The organism is Microbacterium sp. 10L49 (assembly GCF_056395125.1).
The window spans coordinates 279,387-297,136 of record NZ_JBFTIW010000003.1 but is presented as its reverse complement, the minus strand read 5'-3'; the positions used below and the strand labels follow the sequence as shown (position 1 = coordinate 297,136).

Annotated in this window: 12 protein-coding genes; 8 read left to right on the top strand and 4 right to left on the bottom strand. The window is 70.1% G+C overall.

Annotated elements, in window-relative coordinates; translation table 11 throughout:
• Nucleotides 1–6: 6 nt before the first annotated feature.
• Entirely contained in the window at nucleotides 7–963 is a 957-nt protein-coding gene (locus AC1DCT_RS09265) for a helix-turn-helix transcriptional regulator (RefSeq protein ID WP_441978026.1), read from the bottom strand.
• Between the two features lie 66 nt (nucleotides 964–1,029).
• Between AC1DCT_RS09265 and AC1DCT_RS09260 the strand changes: the two genes are divergently transcribed.
• Together AC1DCT_RS09260 and AC1DCT_RS09255 are read left to right on the top strand one after the other, a co-directional pair.
• Nucleotides 1,030–2,172, top strand: coding sequence for an epoxide hydrolase family protein (locus AC1DCT_RS09260; protein ID WP_441978027.1), 1,143 nt, complete (start codon nucleotides 1,030–1,032; stop codon nucleotides 2,170–2,172).
• A 230-nt stretch (nucleotides 2,173–2,402) separates the two neighbouring features.
• Complete coding sequence (locus AC1DCT_RS09255) at nucleotides 2,403–2,876, top strand: S-ribosylhomocysteine lyase (protein ID WP_440734328.1); 474 nt, start codon at nucleotides 2,403–2,405, stop codon at nucleotides 2,874–2,876.
• A gap of 141 nt (nucleotides 2,877–3,017) precedes the next feature.
• Here the strand turns inward: AC1DCT_RS09255 and AC1DCT_RS09250 are convergent, their stop codons facing one another.
• A complete protein-coding gene (locus tag AC1DCT_RS09250; protein WP_477428719.1) occupies nucleotides 3,018–6,038 on the bottom strand; it encodes an alpha-mannosidase in 3,021 nt (1,006 codons plus the stop codon).
• A gap of 89 nt (nucleotides 6,039–6,127) precedes the next feature.
• Between AC1DCT_RS09250 and AC1DCT_RS09245 the strand changes: the two genes are divergently transcribed.
• The gene (locus AC1DCT_RS09245) at nucleotides 6,128–7,150 is read left to right on the top strand and encodes a LacI family DNA-binding transcriptional regulator (RefSeq protein WP_477428718.1); all 1,023 of its coding nucleotides are present in this window, start codon (nucleotides 6,128–6,130) and stop codon (nucleotides 7,148–7,150) included.
• Between the two features lie 211 nt (nucleotides 7,151–7,361).
• Nucleotides 7,362–7,838 carry an adenylyltransferase/cytidyltransferase family protein gene (locus AC1DCT_RS09240; protein WP_440734325.1) on the top strand — a complete coding sequence of 159 codons (477 nt, stop codon included), beginning with the start codon at nucleotides 7,362–7,364 and terminating at the stop codon, nucleotides 7,836–7,838.
• A gap of 288 nt (nucleotides 7,839–8,126) precedes the next feature.
• On the opposite strand, the gene AC1DCT_RS09235 is transcribed toward AC1DCT_RS09240, so the two are convergent.
• On the bottom strand, nucleotides 8,127–9,485 hold the full coding sequence (locus tag AC1DCT_RS09235) for a glycoside hydrolase 5 family protein (protein WP_477428716.1): 1,359 nt from the start codon (nucleotides 9,483–9,485) through the stop codon (nucleotides 8,127–8,129).
• Complete coding sequence (locus AC1DCT_RS09230) at nucleotides 9,482–10,909, bottom strand: sulfatase family protein (protein WP_477428714.1); 1,428 nt, start codon at nucleotides 10,907–10,909, stop codon at nucleotides 9,482–9,484. The genes AC1DCT_RS09235 and AC1DCT_RS09230 overlap by 4 nt, the downstream gene beginning before the upstream one ends.
• A 173-nt stretch (nucleotides 10,910–11,082) precedes the next feature.
• Between AC1DCT_RS09230 and AC1DCT_RS09225 the strand changes: the two genes are divergently transcribed.
• Genes AC1DCT_RS09225 through AC1DCT_RS09210 form a run of 4 tightly spaced genes read left to right on the top strand, consistent with a single transcriptional unit; the run spans nucleotide 11,083 to nucleotide 17,732 of the window.
• Complete coding sequence (locus AC1DCT_RS09225; RefSeq protein ID WP_477428712.1) at nucleotides 11,083–12,390, top strand: extracellular solute-binding protein; 1,308 nt, start codon at nucleotides 11,083–11,085, stop codon at nucleotides 12,388–12,390.
• Nucleotides 12,368–13,336 (top strand): carbohydrate ABC transporter permease, encoded by a 969-nt coding sequence (locus AC1DCT_RS09220; protein WP_477428710.1) that lies wholly within the window; start codon nucleotides 12,368–12,370, stop codon nucleotides 13,334–13,336. The genes AC1DCT_RS09225 and AC1DCT_RS09220 overlap by 23 nt, the downstream gene beginning before the upstream one ends.
• Complete coding sequence (locus AC1DCT_RS09215) at nucleotides 13,333–14,247, top strand: carbohydrate ABC transporter permease (protein WP_477428708.1); 915 nt, start codon at nucleotides 13,333–13,335, stop codon at nucleotides 14,245–14,247. The genes AC1DCT_RS09220 and AC1DCT_RS09215 overlap by 4 nt, the downstream gene beginning before the upstream one ends.
• On the top strand, nucleotides 14,244–17,732 hold the full coding sequence (locus AC1DCT_RS09210; protein ID WP_477428706.1) for a GH92 family glycosyl hydrolase: 3,489 nt from the start codon (nucleotides 14,244–14,246) through the stop codon (nucleotides 17,730–17,732). The genes AC1DCT_RS09215 and AC1DCT_RS09210 overlap by 4 nt, the downstream gene beginning before the upstream one ends.
• Nucleotides 17,733–17,750 lie beyond the last annotated feature (18 nt).

Sequence of the window (17,750 nt, the reverse complement as noted above, 5' to 3'; positions counted from 1 at the left end):
CGGTCCTCAGGATCCGGCGACGGCGCGCGCATACCTCTCCGACAGCACCTGCAGGCGCGGGATCAGCTCGGGCGGGGACTCCACGGTGAAGTCCATCATCAGCATCCCGATGTACGCCGCCACGGTGTCGAGACTGTCGGCGCCGGTGACCAGCACGCAGTGGTCGGCGTCGATCGGCTCGACGACGCCGACCGTCGGATTGATCCGGTCGAGCACGGCCTGCGCCGGCGCATCGATCCGCAGCCGGGCGTGCACCGCCCATCCGCTCGCGGCGATCGTGCGCATCGCGAACGCCGTGTAGTCGCCGCCCGGCAACGGCTGCGGGTTGAACCTGCGGCGCGTCGGCATACGGAGCGACATCCAGTCCACCCGGTAGGTGTGCCACTCATCGGTGACGGGATCACGCGCGACCAGGTGCCATCGCCGCTGCCAGCTGAGCAGGCGGTACGGCTCGACGAGCACGGGAGAGTCCTGGTAATCGAAGCGCAGCCACTCGACGTCGCGGATCGCGGCCGCGGCGGCGGCCAGCACGGCGGGATCCACTTCCGGATCGGGGGCGTCGGTGCCGACGTTCTCCTGGCCGCGGTCGATCGTCGAGCCGAGGGCGTCGACGAGCGGGCGCAGGCGGGAGGGCAGCACCTGCTCGATCTTGGCAAGGGCCCTGGCGCCGGACTCCTCGATGCCGGTCAGGCCCGCAGCCATCTGCAGGCCCACGGTCACCGCGACCGCCTCCTCGTCGTCCAGCAGCAGCGGCGGCAGCTGCCCGCCGGATCCGAGACGGTATCCGCCCACGGATCCGCGCACGGCGTCCACCGGGTAGCCGAGGTCTCGGAGGCGCTCGATGTCGGCGCGCACGGTCCGCGGACTCACGTCGAGCCGGGCGGCGAGCTCGGCCCCGGTGCGGCCGGAGCCCGTCTGCAGCAGCGAGAGCAGGGCGAGCAGGCGGGCGGACGGGCTTGTCATCGGATCCTCGAAGAAGTTCTTTCATTAGGAACGAATACAGCCTAATGGGCTTCTACCGTGGAACACATGAACACCACCGCAGCTCTCGTCATCCGCCCCTTCACCGTCTCCGTCACCGACGCCGAGGTCGCCGATCTGCAGGATCGTCTGGCGCGCACCCGCCTGCCGCAGCCGGCCCCCGCCGACGATTGGACCACCGGCACACCGAACGACTACCTCCGCGAGGCGCTCGCCGCCTGGCGCGCCTTCGACTGGCGCGCCGCCGAGGCCCGCATCAACGCCTTTCCGCACTTCGTCGCCGAGATCGACGGCCAGGACATCCACTTCATCCACGTCCGCTCGGCGCATGAAGGGGCGACGCCGCTGCTGCTGGCGCACACGTATCCCGGATCCTCCGTCGACTACCTCGACGTCATCGACCGCCTCGTCGACCCGGTGTCGTACGGCGGCCGCGCGGAGGACGCCTTCGACGTCGTCGTCCCGGACGCGCCGGGATACGGCTTCTCCCAGCCCGTGACGGACGCCGGGTGGACGATGCCCCGCGTCGCCAAGGCATACGACCAGCTCATGCGGGGACTCCGCTATGAGAGCTACGGCGTGCACGGGTCCGACAACGGCGCGATGGTCGCTCGCGAGCTCGGTCTGTTGAACCCGGAGGGCTTCCTCGGCCTGCACGTGCTGCAGTTGTTCTCGTTCCCCTCGGGCGACCCATCCGAGTTCGAGCGCCTCGAGCCGGCCGACTACGCCGGGCTCGAGCACATGCAGTGGTTCCAGTCGGTCGGCGGCTACAACACGATGAACGCCTCACGCCCGCAAACGGTCGCGGTCGGCCTCAGCGACTCCCCGATCGGACTGCTGGCGTACAGCGAGCTGTTCAACAGCTTCGGCAACGGCACCTCGCTCGTACCGCTGGAGAAGATCCTGCTCGAGGTCAGCGTGAACTGGTTCGCGAACGCCGCGGCGGGCATGAGCCGCAGCTACTTCGAGAACGCGCAGGCCCAGGCCGAGCCGCAGGTCAACCACGCTCCGACCGGCGTCGCCGTCTTCAAGGACGACTTCCAGACGATCCGCGTCTTCGCCGAGCGCGACAACGACAACATCGTGCACTGGAGCCGCTTCGACGAGGGCGGCCACTTCGCCGCTCTGGAGCGCCCCGACCTGCTCGCCGGCGACGTCCGCGCCTTCTTCGCGGGGATCCGCGAGGCCTGAGCGGCTGGCTGAGCTCCGCCATCGCCCGGGTCAAAGAAGGAAACGCTGCTCGTCGCGCCCCGGCGGCGTTTTCCTTCTTTGGGGGACGGCGCAGAGCGGCGCCACCCTGTCCGTCATCGTGTTGCGGGCGGCGGCCCTCGTCCGAGGTGAGCGGAGTAGCCTCGGACCCGGGCCGGCTCCGACATCGGTATCCGTCCCTCATTCCACCCGCACCGCGAAGGAGATCCGCCATGGCCGAGGTCGAGAGCTTCACCCTGGACCACACCGCCGTCAAGGCGCCCTACATCCGCCTGATCGGGGTCGAGCAGGGCCCGCGCGGCGACGAGATCTCCAACTTCGACGTGCGCTTCGTCCAGCCGAACGAGGGCGAGATCCCGACGGCGGCACTGCACACGATCGAGCACACCCTCGCCTCGCTGCTGCGCGACCGCGTGGACGGGGTCATCGACATCTCGCCGTTCGGCTGCCGCACCGGTTTCCACCTGATCACCTGGGGTCGCCCCGAGGTTCCGGCGCTCGTCGAGGCCATCACCGACAGCCTGCGCTTCATCGCGGAGAAGGCCGAGTGGAGCGACGTCCCCGGCGTCAGCGCGATCGAGTGCGGCAACTACCGCGACCACAGCCTGCACGGCGCACGCGAATGGTCGGCGCGGATCCTCGAGCAGGGGATCAGCCGCGACGCGTTCACCCGCATCCTGGCCTGAACTGCTTCGCCGTCCGGGCCTCCCGTAAGCGCCGACGCCCCCTCTGCACGCCGACGCCCCCTGTCGGATGTGTCAGCGGGAGGGGGCGTCGGTGCTGCGAGGGGCCTCGGCGCGAACCGGGGAGCGCGCGGCGACGCGGCGTCAGGCCCGGGCGATGCGGAGCGTGCGCACCTCGAAGGCGCGCAGAGAGAGGGCCTCCCCGGTGCGCGGTGCGTCCAGCTCGTCCTCGATGAGCGACACCTCGCGGATGCCGCGGTGCGCGAAGCCGACCGACAGGGATCCGGTCGCACGTCGGCCGAGCGACTCGTAGACGCGCACGATCACGTCGCCCGAGCGGTCGTCGGCGAGCTTCACGCTCGACACGACGATGCCCTCGCCGGACACGGCGGCCAGCGGCTCGACCTCGTTGGCGCCGCGCACGACGCTCGACGGCGCGTTCAGCGCGATGCCCTCGGCGGTCGCGATCGCGGCGTCCGCGCCGATCACGAGGCCCACCTGGATCTCGTGCGTGCCGTGGTCGGTGTCGGGATCGGGGAAGCGCGGGGCGCGCAGCAGCGACAGGCGCACCGTGGTGGTGACGTCGTCGCCGTCCACGTCGCGCGCCGTGTCGAAGCCGTAGATCGAGTCGTTCACGAGTGCAGCGCCGAAGCCGCCGTCCTCCTGCACCAGCACGAAGCGGTGCATCGAGGTCTCGAACTTCGCCGCCTCCCAGCTCGTGTTCACGTGCGTGACCCGGCGCTGGAAGCCGAACTGCGTCTCCGCCGCGGTCTCGCGGGCGAACACGTCCAGCGGGAAGGCGAGCTTGAGCAGCTTCTCGGTCTCGTGCCAGTCGATCTCGTTGCGCAGCAGCACCGTGCGCGATCCGGGACGCAGCGTGATCGTCTGCCGCAGCGAGGACACCGAGAATGGCCGCTCCACGACGATCGTCGCGACGTCGTCGTCGACGGACGCGGAGATCGACGACACCGCGGTGAGGTCGTCCACGCGGTTGCGGTAGTACTTGTCGATGTCCCACGCGTCCCACATGTTCGGGAAGTCCTGGTGCAGCTGGAACAGGTTCGCGGACTTGCCGGCGGGGATGGTCTCCCGGCCCGATGCCTTGTCGATCGCGGAGGTGATCAGACCCTCGGGCGAGATCACGACCGCGACGAGGTCGTTCTCGAGGCGGAAGCCGGATCCGGTCTCCGAGAGGGAGACGGATCCGGTCGCGGTGCCCGGATCGGGTGCCGCGCCGAGCGCGCGAGCGCCGGGTGCGACACCGGTCGACGTCGGCGTGAACACGAGCTCCACGTCCCCGTCTCCGGCGAGAGCGGCACGCGCAGCCGAAGACAGCGCGCGGGCCTCGTCGAGCACGCGGGACAGCACGGACACCGCCTCGCGGTGCACCCACGCGATCGAGGTGCCGGGGAGGATGTCGTGGAACTCGTGCAGCAGCACGGTCTCCCACAGCCGGTCCAGCTCATCGTGCGGGTAGGCCGCACCAAGGCGGACGGCGGCGGTCGATGCCCACAGCTCGGCCTCGATCAGTGCCTGCTCCGCCCAGCGGTGCAGCGCCTTGGTGGCGTGCTGGCTGGTGAGCGTGCCGCGGTGCAGCTCGAGGTACAGCTCGCCGACCCACACGGCCGGATCCGGCAGCTCCGCCTTGGCGGCGTCGAAGAACTCGTCGGGGTGGATCCACTCCACTCGCGCGCTGCCCTCGAGGTCGGCCAGGCGGGACGCCTTGCCGGTCATCTCGCGGGTGGTGCCGCCGCCGCCGTCGCCCCAGCCCACCGGGGCGATCGAGCGCGTCGCGACGCGGTTCTCCTTGAACTGGCGCGAGGCCTTGGCGACCTCCATGCCCGAGAGCTGCGAGTTGTAGGTGTCCATCGGCGGGAAATGCGTGAAGATCCGCGACCCGTCGATGCCCTCCCAGTCGAAGCTGTGGTGCGGGAACACGTTGCGCTGGTTCCACGAGATCTTCTGCGTGAAGAACCATTCGAAACCGGCGCGGCGCATGAGCTGCGGCAGGGCGGGGGAGTAGCCGAAGCTGTCCGGCAGCCACACGCCCTTCGAGCGGATCCCGAACTCGCGTTCGAAGAAGCGCTGGCCGTGCGAGAACTGCCGCACGAGCGACTCGCCCGTCGGCATCACGGTGTCGGACTCGACCCACATGCCGCCGAGCGGCAGGAAGCGGCCCTCGGCGACCGCGGCCTTGATCCGCGAATAGACCTCGGGGCGGTGCTCCTTCATCCAGGCGTACTGCTGCGCGCTGGACATGCCGTAGCGGAACTGCGGCTGCTCCTCGAGCAGCGTCGTCATCGACGAGGTGGTGCGCGCGACCTTGCGCACGGTCTCGCGCAGCGGCCACAGCCAGGCGGAGTCGATGTGCGCGTGCCCGATCGCGGCGATGCGGTGCGCGCTCGCGTCGGCAGGGGCGGCCAGCACGTCAGCCAGCTGCGCCCTGGCGTCGCCCGCGGTCTCCACGATGCGCTGCAGGTCGAGCACGTCGAGCGCGTCGTCGAGCGCCTGCAGGATCCGCATCCGGCGCGGGCTGGTCTCGGGCAGCTCGGCCTGCAGTTCGAGCAGCACTTCGAGGTCGAGGGACAGCTCGAACACCTCGGGCTCGAACACGGCGAGATCCATGTGGCGGACGCGGTAGAGCGGATCCGGGGACGAGGTGAGGATGTCGCCCTCCTGCGTCGGCAGGAAGGGATGGTAGTCCAGCAGCACGGGGTTGGAGGCGCCCTCGAGGAACAGCTCGATCGCCTCCTCGCCCTCGGCCCGCTCCGTGATGGGCAGCCACTGATTGCGGGGGTTCAGGCTCTTCACCGGGACCGGTTCGCCGTCGGCGCCGACGCGGTAGGCGAGCGCCTCGCACTGGAAGCCGGTCATGTTGATGTCGAAGCCGAGGTCGACGAGCGCCTCGACGCGCTTGCCGGCCCACTCTGCGGGCACGGTGCCGCGCACGCGGAACCACGTGGTTCCCCACGCGGGACCCCACTGCTGGCCGGCGGCGAACGGCGCGTACTCGAGCGCCAGTCCGTCGGCGGCGGGGATCGGCTCGCCGGGCAGCGCGTGCGCGGCGATCTCCAGCGGGATGCGGGTGGAGTGGACGGCGGGGCGCACGCGCTCGCCGAGCACGCGGGTGACGCGGCCGACGGTGAGCGAGGTCTCTTCGTGCACGGGGTGCTCCTTCGCGGTGCGAGAATGTGAGGACGCCTGGGGAATCCCGTTCCGCAGGGTCTACTAAAACGATCTAGTACGGTGAGTCTATGTCACAGGCGAAGCGCATCACCATCGCCGATATCGCCCGTCTCGCGGGAGTGTCCCCCGGCGCGGTCTCCTTCGCGCTGAACGGGCGCCCGGGCGTCAGCGAGCAGACCCGCCAGCGCATCCTCGCCGTCGCCGAGGAGCACCAGTGGCAGCCGAGTTCGGCCGCCCGAGCCCTGGTCGGATCCCGGGCGGGGGTGGTCGGCTTCGCCGTGAACCGTCCGGCGCGCACCCTGGGCACGGAGGCGTTCTTCACCGACCTCATCGCCGGGGTGCAGTCGGCACTGGCGCAGCACGGCGTCGCGCTGCAGCTGGTCGTGGTCTCCTCGATCGAGGAGGAGATGGCGACCTATCGGCGCTGGCGCAGCGCCAACCAGGTCGACGGCGTGATCGTGATCGATCCCCGCGATGACGACCCGCGTCTCACGCTGCTGCCCACCCTGCCGCTGCCGGCCGTGGTGATCGGCAGCAGTGACAGCGCCGGGGATCCGCCCGCCATCTGGCTGGACGACGAGGCCGCGGCGCACGCGCTGTTCGACTACCTCGCGGCACTCGGCCACCGCGAGATCGCCTACGTGTCGGGACCGGCCGAGTTCCAGCACACGCGTATTCGCGCCGATGTGCTCTCGGCGCTGGCCGCCCGCGGTGCGGCGGGCGAGACGCTCGTGACCGACTTCTCCCCGGCCGCCGCGACCGCGGCGACCCGCACGCTGCTCAGCCGCGCGACGCGACCCACGGCGATCGTCTACGACAACGACGTGATGGCGATCGCGGGCCTCCGCGTCGCGCAGGAGATGGGCGTTGCGGTCCCGCAAGCGCTGTCGGTGGCGTCGTTCGACGACTCCGTGGTCACCGGGCTCGTGCACCCCTCGATCACCTGCCTCACCCGCGACACCTTCGCGCTCGGTGAGCAGGCCGCTGCGTTCCTGCTGGAGCGGATCGGATCCGCGGAGCCGCTGCCGTCCCGCCGTGGAACGGCGCCGGCGCTCACGATCCGGGAGAGCACGGCGGCGCCGTCGCGCTGAGTGTCGCTCATCGAGTTCAGCGCCCCTCGAGTGCGGCCCTCGCCGAGTGCAGCATCCCTCCGGTGCCGCCCTCGTCGAGTGTGGCTCCCCGTCGCCGTCCGGTCGATCGCGGTCGACCGCGCGACACCCGGATACGACCCGCTACGCAGCCGCAGAGGGTGCATTCGGGCGCGTTCGATAGAGTGCTCTGGGCCGACGAGAGGATTCGCAGATGACGCCGGAGACCGTGAAGAAGCACCAGGACTACAACCCGGGGCCGCGCGTGGGGATCACCTTCTCCACCTTCGACCTGCTGCACGCGGGGCACATCATGATGCTCGCCGAGGCCAAGCGGCAGTGCGACTACCTCATCTGCGGACTGCAGATGGACCCCACCCTGGACCGCCCGGAGAAGAACGCTCCCACCCAGACCGTGGTCGAGCGTTACATCCAACTGCGCGGGTGCGAGTACGTCGACGAGATCGTGCCGTACTCGACCGAGCAGGACCTGGAGGACATCCTCCGCTCGTTCAAGCTCGACGTGCGCATCGTCGGCGACGAGTACGAGAACCGTGACTTCACCGGCCGCGCCTACTGCGAGGAGGCGGGGATCGAGCTGTACTTCAACAGCCGCGACCACCGCTTCTCGAGTTCCGGCCTGCGCAAGATCGTGGCGGCCAAGGAAGCCGAGCGCGAGGCGCGCGCCTGACACGACCTGCTGGCCTGCGGTCGTGCTCCCTCGACGACCCCGGATCCGGTCCGGATCCTCGTCCGGGAGCCAGAGGCGGCCTGGATCTCCGGCGTCGCGCTCGCGCGGAGAGATGGAAAACGCGGCTCGCGAGGGATCCGGCGCGACGAGATCCATCTTCGACGCGGCGCGGGGCGCGCGTCAGAGATGGAAAACGTCGCTCCCGGTGGTTCCGGAGCAGCGAAATCCATCTTTGACCTCGTCGTAGCCGAGGCCGTCGGCGCAGATCCCGCCTGATCCCCGGGGGGATCAGGCGGGAATCCCGGTGGCGGCCTCCGCGCCGTCGACGACGGTGTTGTTCGAGGAGTAGATGCCGGATCCCGTCGCGAGGTCGGGGCGGATCAGGTCGGTGATCCCGCGGGCGGCGAGGGCGGCCGGATCCGCCGCGGTGAGCGAGGTGACGAACGTGGCGTCGAGGCCGGCTGCGCACGCATCGACCCAGGCCTGGAAGATGGCGCCGCCCGGGCTCATCGCCGCGCGGCTGACCGGGATCTCATGCACGTCGACCTCGATCACGATCGCCGTCGTGCGGGCCGGAGCCGGGCGGCGCTTCCGCAGCTCGGGGATGATCTCCGCGAACCGACGCCCGATGGGCTTGGCCGCGCCCGTCTGGTCGATCAGGCCCAGGGAGTACTCCAGCTCGGGGTAGTCGGCGAGCTCGCGGCCCACGTCGTGCGAGCACCACCAGGTCACGCCCCAGAGGTTCTCCGTGCGCGCCGCCGCGCGCACCGTCGCCTCGAGGAAGTCGGGGGTCTGCTCCGGCGCCAGGCAGTTCGACGGGGCGCCGACCTCCTGCAGCCAGATGGGGCGCTGCGGATCCGCCGCGAACGCACGGGACAGCTCGATCATGTATTCGGCGTGCCGGTCGCTCGCGGCGCTGCGTCCGCCGTAGCGCTGGGCGGTGCCGTTGAAGATCCAGGAATGCACCGTGGTCATCGCGCCGATCCTGCTGGCGTGCGTCGGTACGAAGCCGTGCCCGTCCATGTACCAGGCTGCGTCGTACTCGCTGTGCACGTGCGGCAGCCCGGGGGCGGAGCGCTCCGCCGCCTCCAGCAGCGCGCGCAGCCATCCCGCGGCCTCGTCGGGCGAGACCGGCCACGGGTGCGGGTGCACGGCCGCGGAGAACTGGTTCACCTCATTGCCGAGCGTGAAGCCGAGGAAGTTCGGGGCGTCGTGCAGCGCGACTCCGAGGCGCTCCACGAGTGCGACCTGACCGCTCAGAGCCTGCGGATGGGTGAACATGTTCTTGTCGTGCCAGGTGAACAGCCACGAGGGGATGAAGTCGAAGCTCGACAGGTGTCCCTGGATCACGTCGACGCTCGCGTCCATGCCGAGCTCGGCGGCGACGTCGACCACGGCCCGCACATCGGCGATCGCCTTCTCCCGGATCAGGGTGCGGTTGGGCTGCAGCACCGGCCAGAGCGGGAAGATCCGCACGTGGTCGAGGCCGAGCGCGGCGAGTCCGGCGAAGTCGCGGCGCACGGCGTCGAGGTCGAGATCGAGCCAGGCGTGCATCCACTCCTTCGACGGGGTGTAGTTCGCGCCGAACCGCAGCGGGGCGGCCTCGTCCGGGACGGCGGGGAGTGCGGCGTCGGTGCCGAGGGTCATCGAGTACGTCCTTCCGGGACGGGCTGGCGCGGGTGGGGCGAGTCGCCGAGGTCCTGCTGGAGATCCCACAGCTTCAGGGTCAGCTCACGCCGGATGTCGGCATACGCGGGATCGAGATGCACGCTGGTGAGCTCGTACGGATCCTTCTCGAGGTCGAACAGCTCCCATTCCGGAGGATAAGTCGTATCGCGCGTGTTCGGCAGGCCCATTCCGTCGGCGTAGAAGTAGATGAGCTTGTACCGCTCGGTGCGCACGCCGTAATGCGCCCACACGTGGTGCGATCGGTCGTCGTGCTCGTAGAAGCGGTAGTAGTGCGCATCGCGCACCGGTACGGGGTCGTCCGCGGTCACCAGGTCGACGAGGCTGTGCCCCTGCATGCTCTCGGGAGCCGCGACACCGGCGAAGTCGAGCAGGGTCTGCGCGATGTCGACGTTCGAGACCATGGCCTCGGTGCTCCCGCCGGGGGCGACGCGGGCGGGGTAGCTGAGCACGAGCGGCATGCGCAGCGACTCCTCGTACATGAAGCGCTTGTCGAACCAGCCGTGCTCGCCGAGGTAGAAACCCTGATCCGAGGCGTAGATCGTGACGGTGTCGTCGAACTGACCGCGCTCCTGCAGGAATCCGGTGAGCGCCTGCACGCTCTCGTCGACCGCGGCCACGCAACGCAGGTAGTCCTGCATGTAGCGCTGGTACTTCCACACCGCACGCTCCGCATAGCCGAGCTCGGACGGCGGATCCTGCTTGAGGTCGATGTCGTTCAGGTCGTCGGCGATCCGCATGGTCGCGTGGTGCGCGGGGGTTCCTCGACCCTCGTAGTCGTCGTGGAAGGTGGCGGGCAGCGGGATCGGATCCGTGAACAGGTCCGCATGCCGCGGATGCGGCTCCCACGGGCGGTGCGGGGCCTTGTGCCAGACCAGCACGCAGTACGGCTCATCGCCCTGCGCGTCCATCCACGCCAGCGCGTGCTCGGTGATGATGTCGGTGACGTAGCCCTCGTAGCGTACGAGTCCGTCCTGCGTGTGGAACTCCGGGTCGAAGTACTCGCCCTGATCCGGCAGCACCTCCCAGTGATCGAACCCGACGGGGTCGTGGTCGGGGCCGTGCCCCAGGTGCCATTTGCCGAAGATGGCGGTGCGGTAGCCCGCCGCCTTCAGCGCGGTGATGAACGTCCCGCGGTCGTTCGCGAGGTGCGTCGTGAGCGTCGTGACATCGCTCGTGTGGCTGTAGGTGCCGGTGAGGAACGCGGCGCGGCTCGGCGTGCACAGCGCGTTCTCCACCAGGGCGCGGTCGAAGCGCATCCCGGCGGCGGCGATCGCATCGATGCCGGGAGTCGTGTTCACCGCTGAGCCGTAGCAGCCGATCGCATTCGAGGCGTGATCGTCGGTCAGCACGAACACGATGTTCGGGCGACGGGGACTGCTCATCGCGTTCCTCCTTGAGGCGCTGAAGGGGTTTGGTCCGACGAAGGGTCCCGCGTCGGAATTGTTGGACGGCGTCCTGCCCTTATGGCATAGTAGGCACACTATAGCGTTTTAGCGATGGGCTTCCGAAGCCGAGAGGCGACGGACCCGCAGGACCACTTCGAAGGAGAATGTCCATGAAATTCCGAGCAAGCATCGCGGTGGGGATCGCCGCAGTCGCAGCCCTCGCTCTGACGGCCTGCACCTGGGGCGCCGGCGGTTCCGCCGCGGGCGGTGGAGGCGCGATCGACACCTCCGGCGAGCTGAGCGGCACGATCAAGTTCCAGACCTGGTCGCTCAAGAACGAGAAGTTCTCGCCGTACTTCGAGAGCCTCATCAAGGACTTCGAGAAGGAGCATCCCAAGGTCAAGGTCGAGTGGCTCGATCAGCCGGGCGACGGCTACCAGGACAAGATCCTCAGCCAGGCCAACTCGAACACCCTGCCGGACGTGCTGAACCTGCCTCCGGACATCGGCTACCCGCTGGTCGCTGCGCACAAGCTCCTGGATCTCGCGGAAGCGGATCCGAAGCTCGAGGCGAAGTACAACAAGGGCGGCTGGGAGGCGTACAGCAGCTACACCGGGATCAAGGGCACCTACGGCCTGCCCTGGTACACGGGCAGCGACCTCTCCTGGTGGAACCTCGACCAGCTGAAGGCCTACGGCGTCACCAAGGACAACCTCCCGACCACCACGGATGCCTGGCTCGACCTGGCGAAGAAGGTCGCCACCGACTCGCAGGGCAAAGTCATGCTGGTCTCTTCGATGCCGGGCCTGGACACCTTCGTCTCGGCAGGGATCCCGGTGATGGACGACAAGGGCGACTTCGTGTTCAACACGCCCGAGGCCGAGAAGATCGTGCAGAAGTACGCCGACGCCTACAAGGCGGGCGCGATGCCGCCGGAGGCGCTGAGCGGCACTTACTCCGGCAACGCGGAGATGTACCTGCAGGGCAAGGTCGCCTACTCCACCGGCGGATCCGGATTCGCGGGCGACCTGCGCACCAAGGCTCCGACGCTCGTCGACGTGACCGCCGCGTCTGCGCGTCCGGGGGTCCCGCCGCTGTTCGTGCAGGGGCTGAACGTCTCGGCCGACTCCAAGAACAAGGCGGCGGCGCTCGCGTTCGCCGAGTTCGCGACGAACGAGAAGAACCAGGTCGCGTTCGTGAAGCTCGCGATCGGCTTCGCTCCTGGCACCGCGAGCGGTGCCGACGAGGTCGTCAAGGCCGTCGAGAGCGACTCGAACGTGCCGCCCGCGCAGGCCGAGGCCATGAAGATCATGTTCGCCGCGCTCCCCGAGGCCAAGGCCACTCCCTACCAGTGGACCGGTGCCGACACCACGTTCCTCAACCAGCAGATGGCGCTCGCCGTGCGCGGCGACATCACGCCCAAGGAGGCGCTGGACAAGATCGTGAAGAACGCGAATGACAACCGCATCGACAAGTGAACGCCCTCTGACCCGCACGGCGGTCGGCGCCTCGGGCGCCGGCCTCCGCCGGCGCAGCGGGCCGGTCCAGTCGCACCGCTGGTACACGCCGTGGCTGCTGATCGGTCCGGCGGTGATCTGGGTGGCGGTGTTCGCGCTCTGGCCGTTCCTGAACACGGTGGTGCTGAGCTTCACGAACGCGAGGCCCCTGCGCACCCCGGAGTTCGTGGGCTTCGACCAGTACGTGAAGCTGTTCGGCGACGACCAGTTCCGGTATGCGCTGCTCACCTGCGCCATCTATGTCATCGTGTGCGTACCGCTGCTGACGATCCTGCCGCTGCTGCTGGCTCTGCTGGTGGAGAAGAAGATTCCCGGTATCGCGTTCTTCCGCACGACGTTCTACTTCCCGGTGATCGCCTCGGTCGTTGTCGTCGCTCTGATCTGGGGCTGGCTGTTCGACAGCAAGGGCATCATCAACCAGACGCTGCAGTTCATGGGCATCACCGACAAGCCCGTCGCGTTCCTCGTGGACCGCTGGTGGCTGCTGGCCTGCGCGATCCTGCTGACCGTCTGGAAGGGCGTCGGGTACTACATGGTCGTGTACCTCGCCGCGCTGGGCAATGTCGGCAAGGACCTGCACGAAGCGGCCATGCTCGACGGAGCAGGCGCGTTCCGCCGTTTCCTGAGCGTGACGATCCCGAGCGTGCGCGGGGCGATGCTGCTGATCGCCGTCCTCATCGCCGTCTCGGCGATGAGGATCTTCACCGAACTCGACGTGCTCTCGCATCACACCGGAGGACCCGGCGGGTACGACATGTCGATCGTGATGATGATCCGCCAGGCGGGATCCGGCCTGAACGGCAATCTCGGCTACGCGGCGGCGATCTCCGTCGTGCTCTTCCTGCTCACTCTGATCCCGCTCGTCGCGATCGCCCTGCTCAACCGCGAGAAGAGGGCGAACTCATGAGCGCCACCGCAGCCATCGTCCAGGAGGGTTCGAAGAAGCCGGCCAGGGAGAAGCTGTTCCGCACCGGCGGAGCCGGGGACATCAGCAAGCCGACCGTGGGCGGGCTGGTCTTCCGCTACGTGCTGCTCGTGATCGTGCTGGTCCTCGTGATCGGCCCGTTCCTGTGGCAGCTGTCCACGTCGTTCAAAGGGGCCGGCGAGAATCTCTACACGTTCCCGCCGAACCTCATCCCGACGCAGCCGACACTGGAGAACTACACCAAGGTCACCGACTTCATCCCGGTGTACCAGTACGCGTGGCACTCCCTGTTCGTCGCCGTGGTGCAGGTGATCTCCAACGTCGTGTTCGCGGTCTTCGGCGGCTACGCGCTGGCGTGCATGAAGTTCCGCGGAAAAGGGATCGCCCTCGGCATCCTGTTCTCCACGATGCTGCTGCCCGGCGAGGTCACCGTCACATCCAACCTGCTCACCATCAACGGGCTGGGGCTCGCCAACACGCTCTGGGGAGTGATCCTGCCCGGTGCGATCGGGGCGATGAACGTGCTCCTGGTCGCAACCGCATGCCGGATGATCCCGGCAGAGGTGCTGGATGCCGCGACCGTCGACGGTGCGACCACCTGGCAGAGGATCCGGCACATCGTGTGGCCGAACGTGCGGGGTATGGTCAGCGTGGTCGCGATCTTCACATTCATCGGCGCCTGGGACGACTATCTCTGGCCGCTCATGGTGATCACGGATCCGAACAACTACACGCTGACGGTGGGAATGGCGTATCTGAACAGCAATTTCTCTCCGGATCCGCGCCTCATCGCGGCAGGAACGATCATTGCGCTGGTTCCGATCATCATCCTGTTCTCCGTGACGCAGAGGTTCTTCTTCTCCGGCGTCCAGGAGGGGGCGGTCAAGGGATGACGGGCACCGCGCCGCGGGCGGGGGAGGCGCTTCGGCCGGCCGAGGGGCCGGCGGATCCGCCGTCCTCCCGCCCGCGCACGGGTGTGCTGGGCGGCGAGGTGCTCGCCTTCCGGCTCGCACCCGGCCAGGGCGTGCAGCGGATCCCGTTGCCGCGGAACGACAGCATCGCGCTCGGTCCGGGAGCGGTGCTGCACTGGGCGTTCTACGCCGACGGGCCCGCAGCGGCCGTCGCCCCGCATGCGGCGCTCGCCGTGACCGTCGACGTGGTGTTCGACGACGGGACCCGGCTGAGCGACGACGCGGAGGTGCGCGACCGGTACGGCTTCGCCCTCGGCGCGCAGGCGCAGTTCGACGCCGCCTGGGCGATGCCCGAGCAGTGGAACGCCGACTCGGTCGCGCTCGGCGCGTACGTCGGCAGGGGCGGACAGGTGGAGGTCGTGCTGGGCGCGCCGAGCCTCGCGGAACCGGACGCCGCAGCGCCCGGTGCCCCGGTGCCCGGCGCCCCGGCGCCCGCGGCGGACGGCGCCGGGGGCGAGGTCACCGGATTCGTCGAGGTGCGCATCGAGGAGGCGCCCGCACGCCCCGGCGCAGATCCTTCGCCCGCGGAGCGCGTCGACACCCGCCGCGGCAGCCACGCCGGGCCGCGGTTCTCCCGCGGCAATACGATCCCGATCACGGCGGCCCCGCACGGATTCTGCTTCCTCACGCCGGCCACCGACGCGGGCGACGCCCGGTGGCCGTACCGGCCGTCCCTTCACGACGATCCGGACGAGGCGGGTGTCGGGGTCCGCCGGCTCGAGGCCGTGCAGTTCTCGCATCAGCCGAGCCCCTGGATCGGAGACCACGGGATTCTGCAGCTCATGCCGTTCACCGGCGAGCCGCACTCCGACCGCGCGGCCCGGCGGCGCGGGATCGTGCCGGGCACCGAGCGGGCGCGGCCGCACGTCTACACCGCCGAGCTCGCGGACCGGATACGGCTGGAGGTCACAGCGACGGACCACGGCGGCGCGTTCCGGGTGGCCGCCGAGGATCCCGACAGCGTCGTCGGGTTCGTGCTCGACCAGATCGGGGCGGAGGGGCGCCTCACCTTCTCCGCCGACGGGACCGCGTTCACCGGGTGGGTTCCCGAGGGGGAGGCGGGTTGGGGGAACCCGCCCCGCACATACTTCGCCGGAAGGGTCGTCCCGCGGTCCGACGCGGAAGGATCCGGCCCGGACGCGGGGCCCCGCGCGCGCCGATCCGTCGCATCCGGCCCTCTCGCCGACGCGGGTCACGAGCGGGTCGCCGGCTACGTCGCCGGCCGTGGTGCAATCGAGGTGCGCATCGGCCTCTCGTACCTGTCGATCGCGCAGGCCGAGCGCACCCTCGCGCTCGAGCTGCCGGACACGGTCTCGTTCGACGCTCTGCGCGACGCGCTGCAGGCGCGCTGGGACGAGCTGCTCGGCGCTGTGCGGATCCCGCCCCTGCCGGCCGACGCGCACGCGGGCCGTGCCCTCGCGCACGAGGAGGACGCCGCGCGGATCGCCTCGGCCCTGTATCGCCTGCACCTGTACCCGTGCCGGATGGACGAGAACACCGGCACCGCCGAGCGCCCCGTGCCGCGCTACGCCGATGCGACCGCGCCCGCGGCGCCGCACGGAGAGGACGAGACCGGCGCGGTCGTGCGCGACGGCGCGGCCTTCGTCACGAACGGGTACTGGGACACCTATCGCACCGCGTGGCCGATGCTGGGCATGCTGGATCCGGCCGGCACCGGTGCGATGCTCGACGGGCTGCTGCGGCAGTGGCGGGACGGCGGCTGGATGGCGCGGTGGAGCGCTCCCGGCTACGTCGACTGCATGGTGGGCACGTCCAGCGATCAGATCTTCGCCGACGCCGCGCGCCGAGGCCTGCCGTTCGCCGCCGCCGACGCGTTCGAGAGCGCCTGGCGCAACGCGTCCGAGCCCTCCGCGGATCCGCGCTGCGGACGCAAGGGGATCGGTGCGGGCCGCTTCCTCGGGTGGATCCCTTCGTCTGTGCACGAGGGCATGAGCTGGAGCATCGAGAACGCGATCAGCGATGCCGGTGTCGCACGCCTGGCCGAGGCGCTCGCCGCGGATCCCGACGCCGATCCGTCCGCACGGGCGCGGTGGCGTGCCTTCGCCCGCTCGTTCCGCAACCGCGCGCTGTCGTACCGCGCGCTGTTCGACCCCGCATCCGGGTTCTTCCGCGGACGGGACGGATCCGGATCCTTCTCCGCCGGACCGTTCGACCCGCGGGTGTGGGGCGGCGACTACGTGGAGACGAATGCCTGGGGCATGTCCGTCAGCCCGGTGCACGACGGCGCGGGACTCGCCGCGCTGCACGGCGGACCGGCCGGCCTGCGCGCGCACCTGGACCGGCTGCTCGCCGAGCCCGAAACAGCGGATCCGGCATCCGGCGGAACATACGGCACGGTGATCCACGAGCAGCGCGAGGCCAGGGCGCTGCGCTCGGGGATGTGCGCGATCTCCAACCAGCCGGCGCACCACATCCCGTGGATGCACGTGTTCGGCGACGAGCCCTGGCGCGCCGGCGCAACCGCGCACGCTCTCGCGCGGCGGCTCTTCACCGGCGCGATGATCGCGCAGGGCTTCCCCGGCGACGAGGACAACGGCGAGTTGAGCGCGTGGTGGCTGTGGGCCGCGCTCGGCCTGTACCCGCTCGAGCTCGGCGCAGGAGTTCTGCGGATCGGCGCACCACTGCTCGACGACGTGACGGTGCGACGCGCAGACGGGCGGACGCTACGGATCCGCGCGCGACGGGAGAGCCCCGATGCGGCGCTGCTCGTCGAGGTGCGTCTCGACGGCACCCTGCTGGAGCGGCCGCTGCTCGACGTCCGGGTGCTGGACCGGCGCGCGGACGCGGTGCTCGACGTCGTGCTGACCGCCGATCCGGCCCGTGCCGCGGGCTCGCCGTTGTGGCAGCCGCGCGGCTCGAGCGCGGACGCGGGGGCCCGCTCCGGCGTTGCCGCCTCTCGGAATGCTGCGAACCATGCGGTTCTCGGCGCTCCCGGGTGGCGCGCGGATCTCACCGGACCCGTCGAAGTCCCCGGCGCCGAACGCGCCGGATCGCCGGGCGCCCCGTTCGGGCCGGACGACGCTGCGGCGCTCTTCGCGGACGGCGCCGACGCGGCCGTCCCCCTCGCGGCGGGCGAGGCCGTCGGCTGGCGCTTCGCCGCGCCGACCACGGTCACCGACGTCACCCTCACCGCTGTCACGACGACGCCCGCCGACGCGCTGGTCTGGGAACGCAGCGCCGACGGCGAGACCTGGATCCCGGTCGCGACCACGCACCGCGAGGAGTTGCCCGCCGACCGCACCGTGCCGTTCACGTTCGCCGCCTCCGTGGCCACCGTGATGCTGCGCGTGCGCGCGGTGTCGCCGGTGGCGCTGCGGCAGATCGAACTGTTCGACCTCGGGGATCCCGCGGTCGACGTCCGGGAGGATCCGCAACCGGCGCGCTGATCCATGCCGGGCCGGATC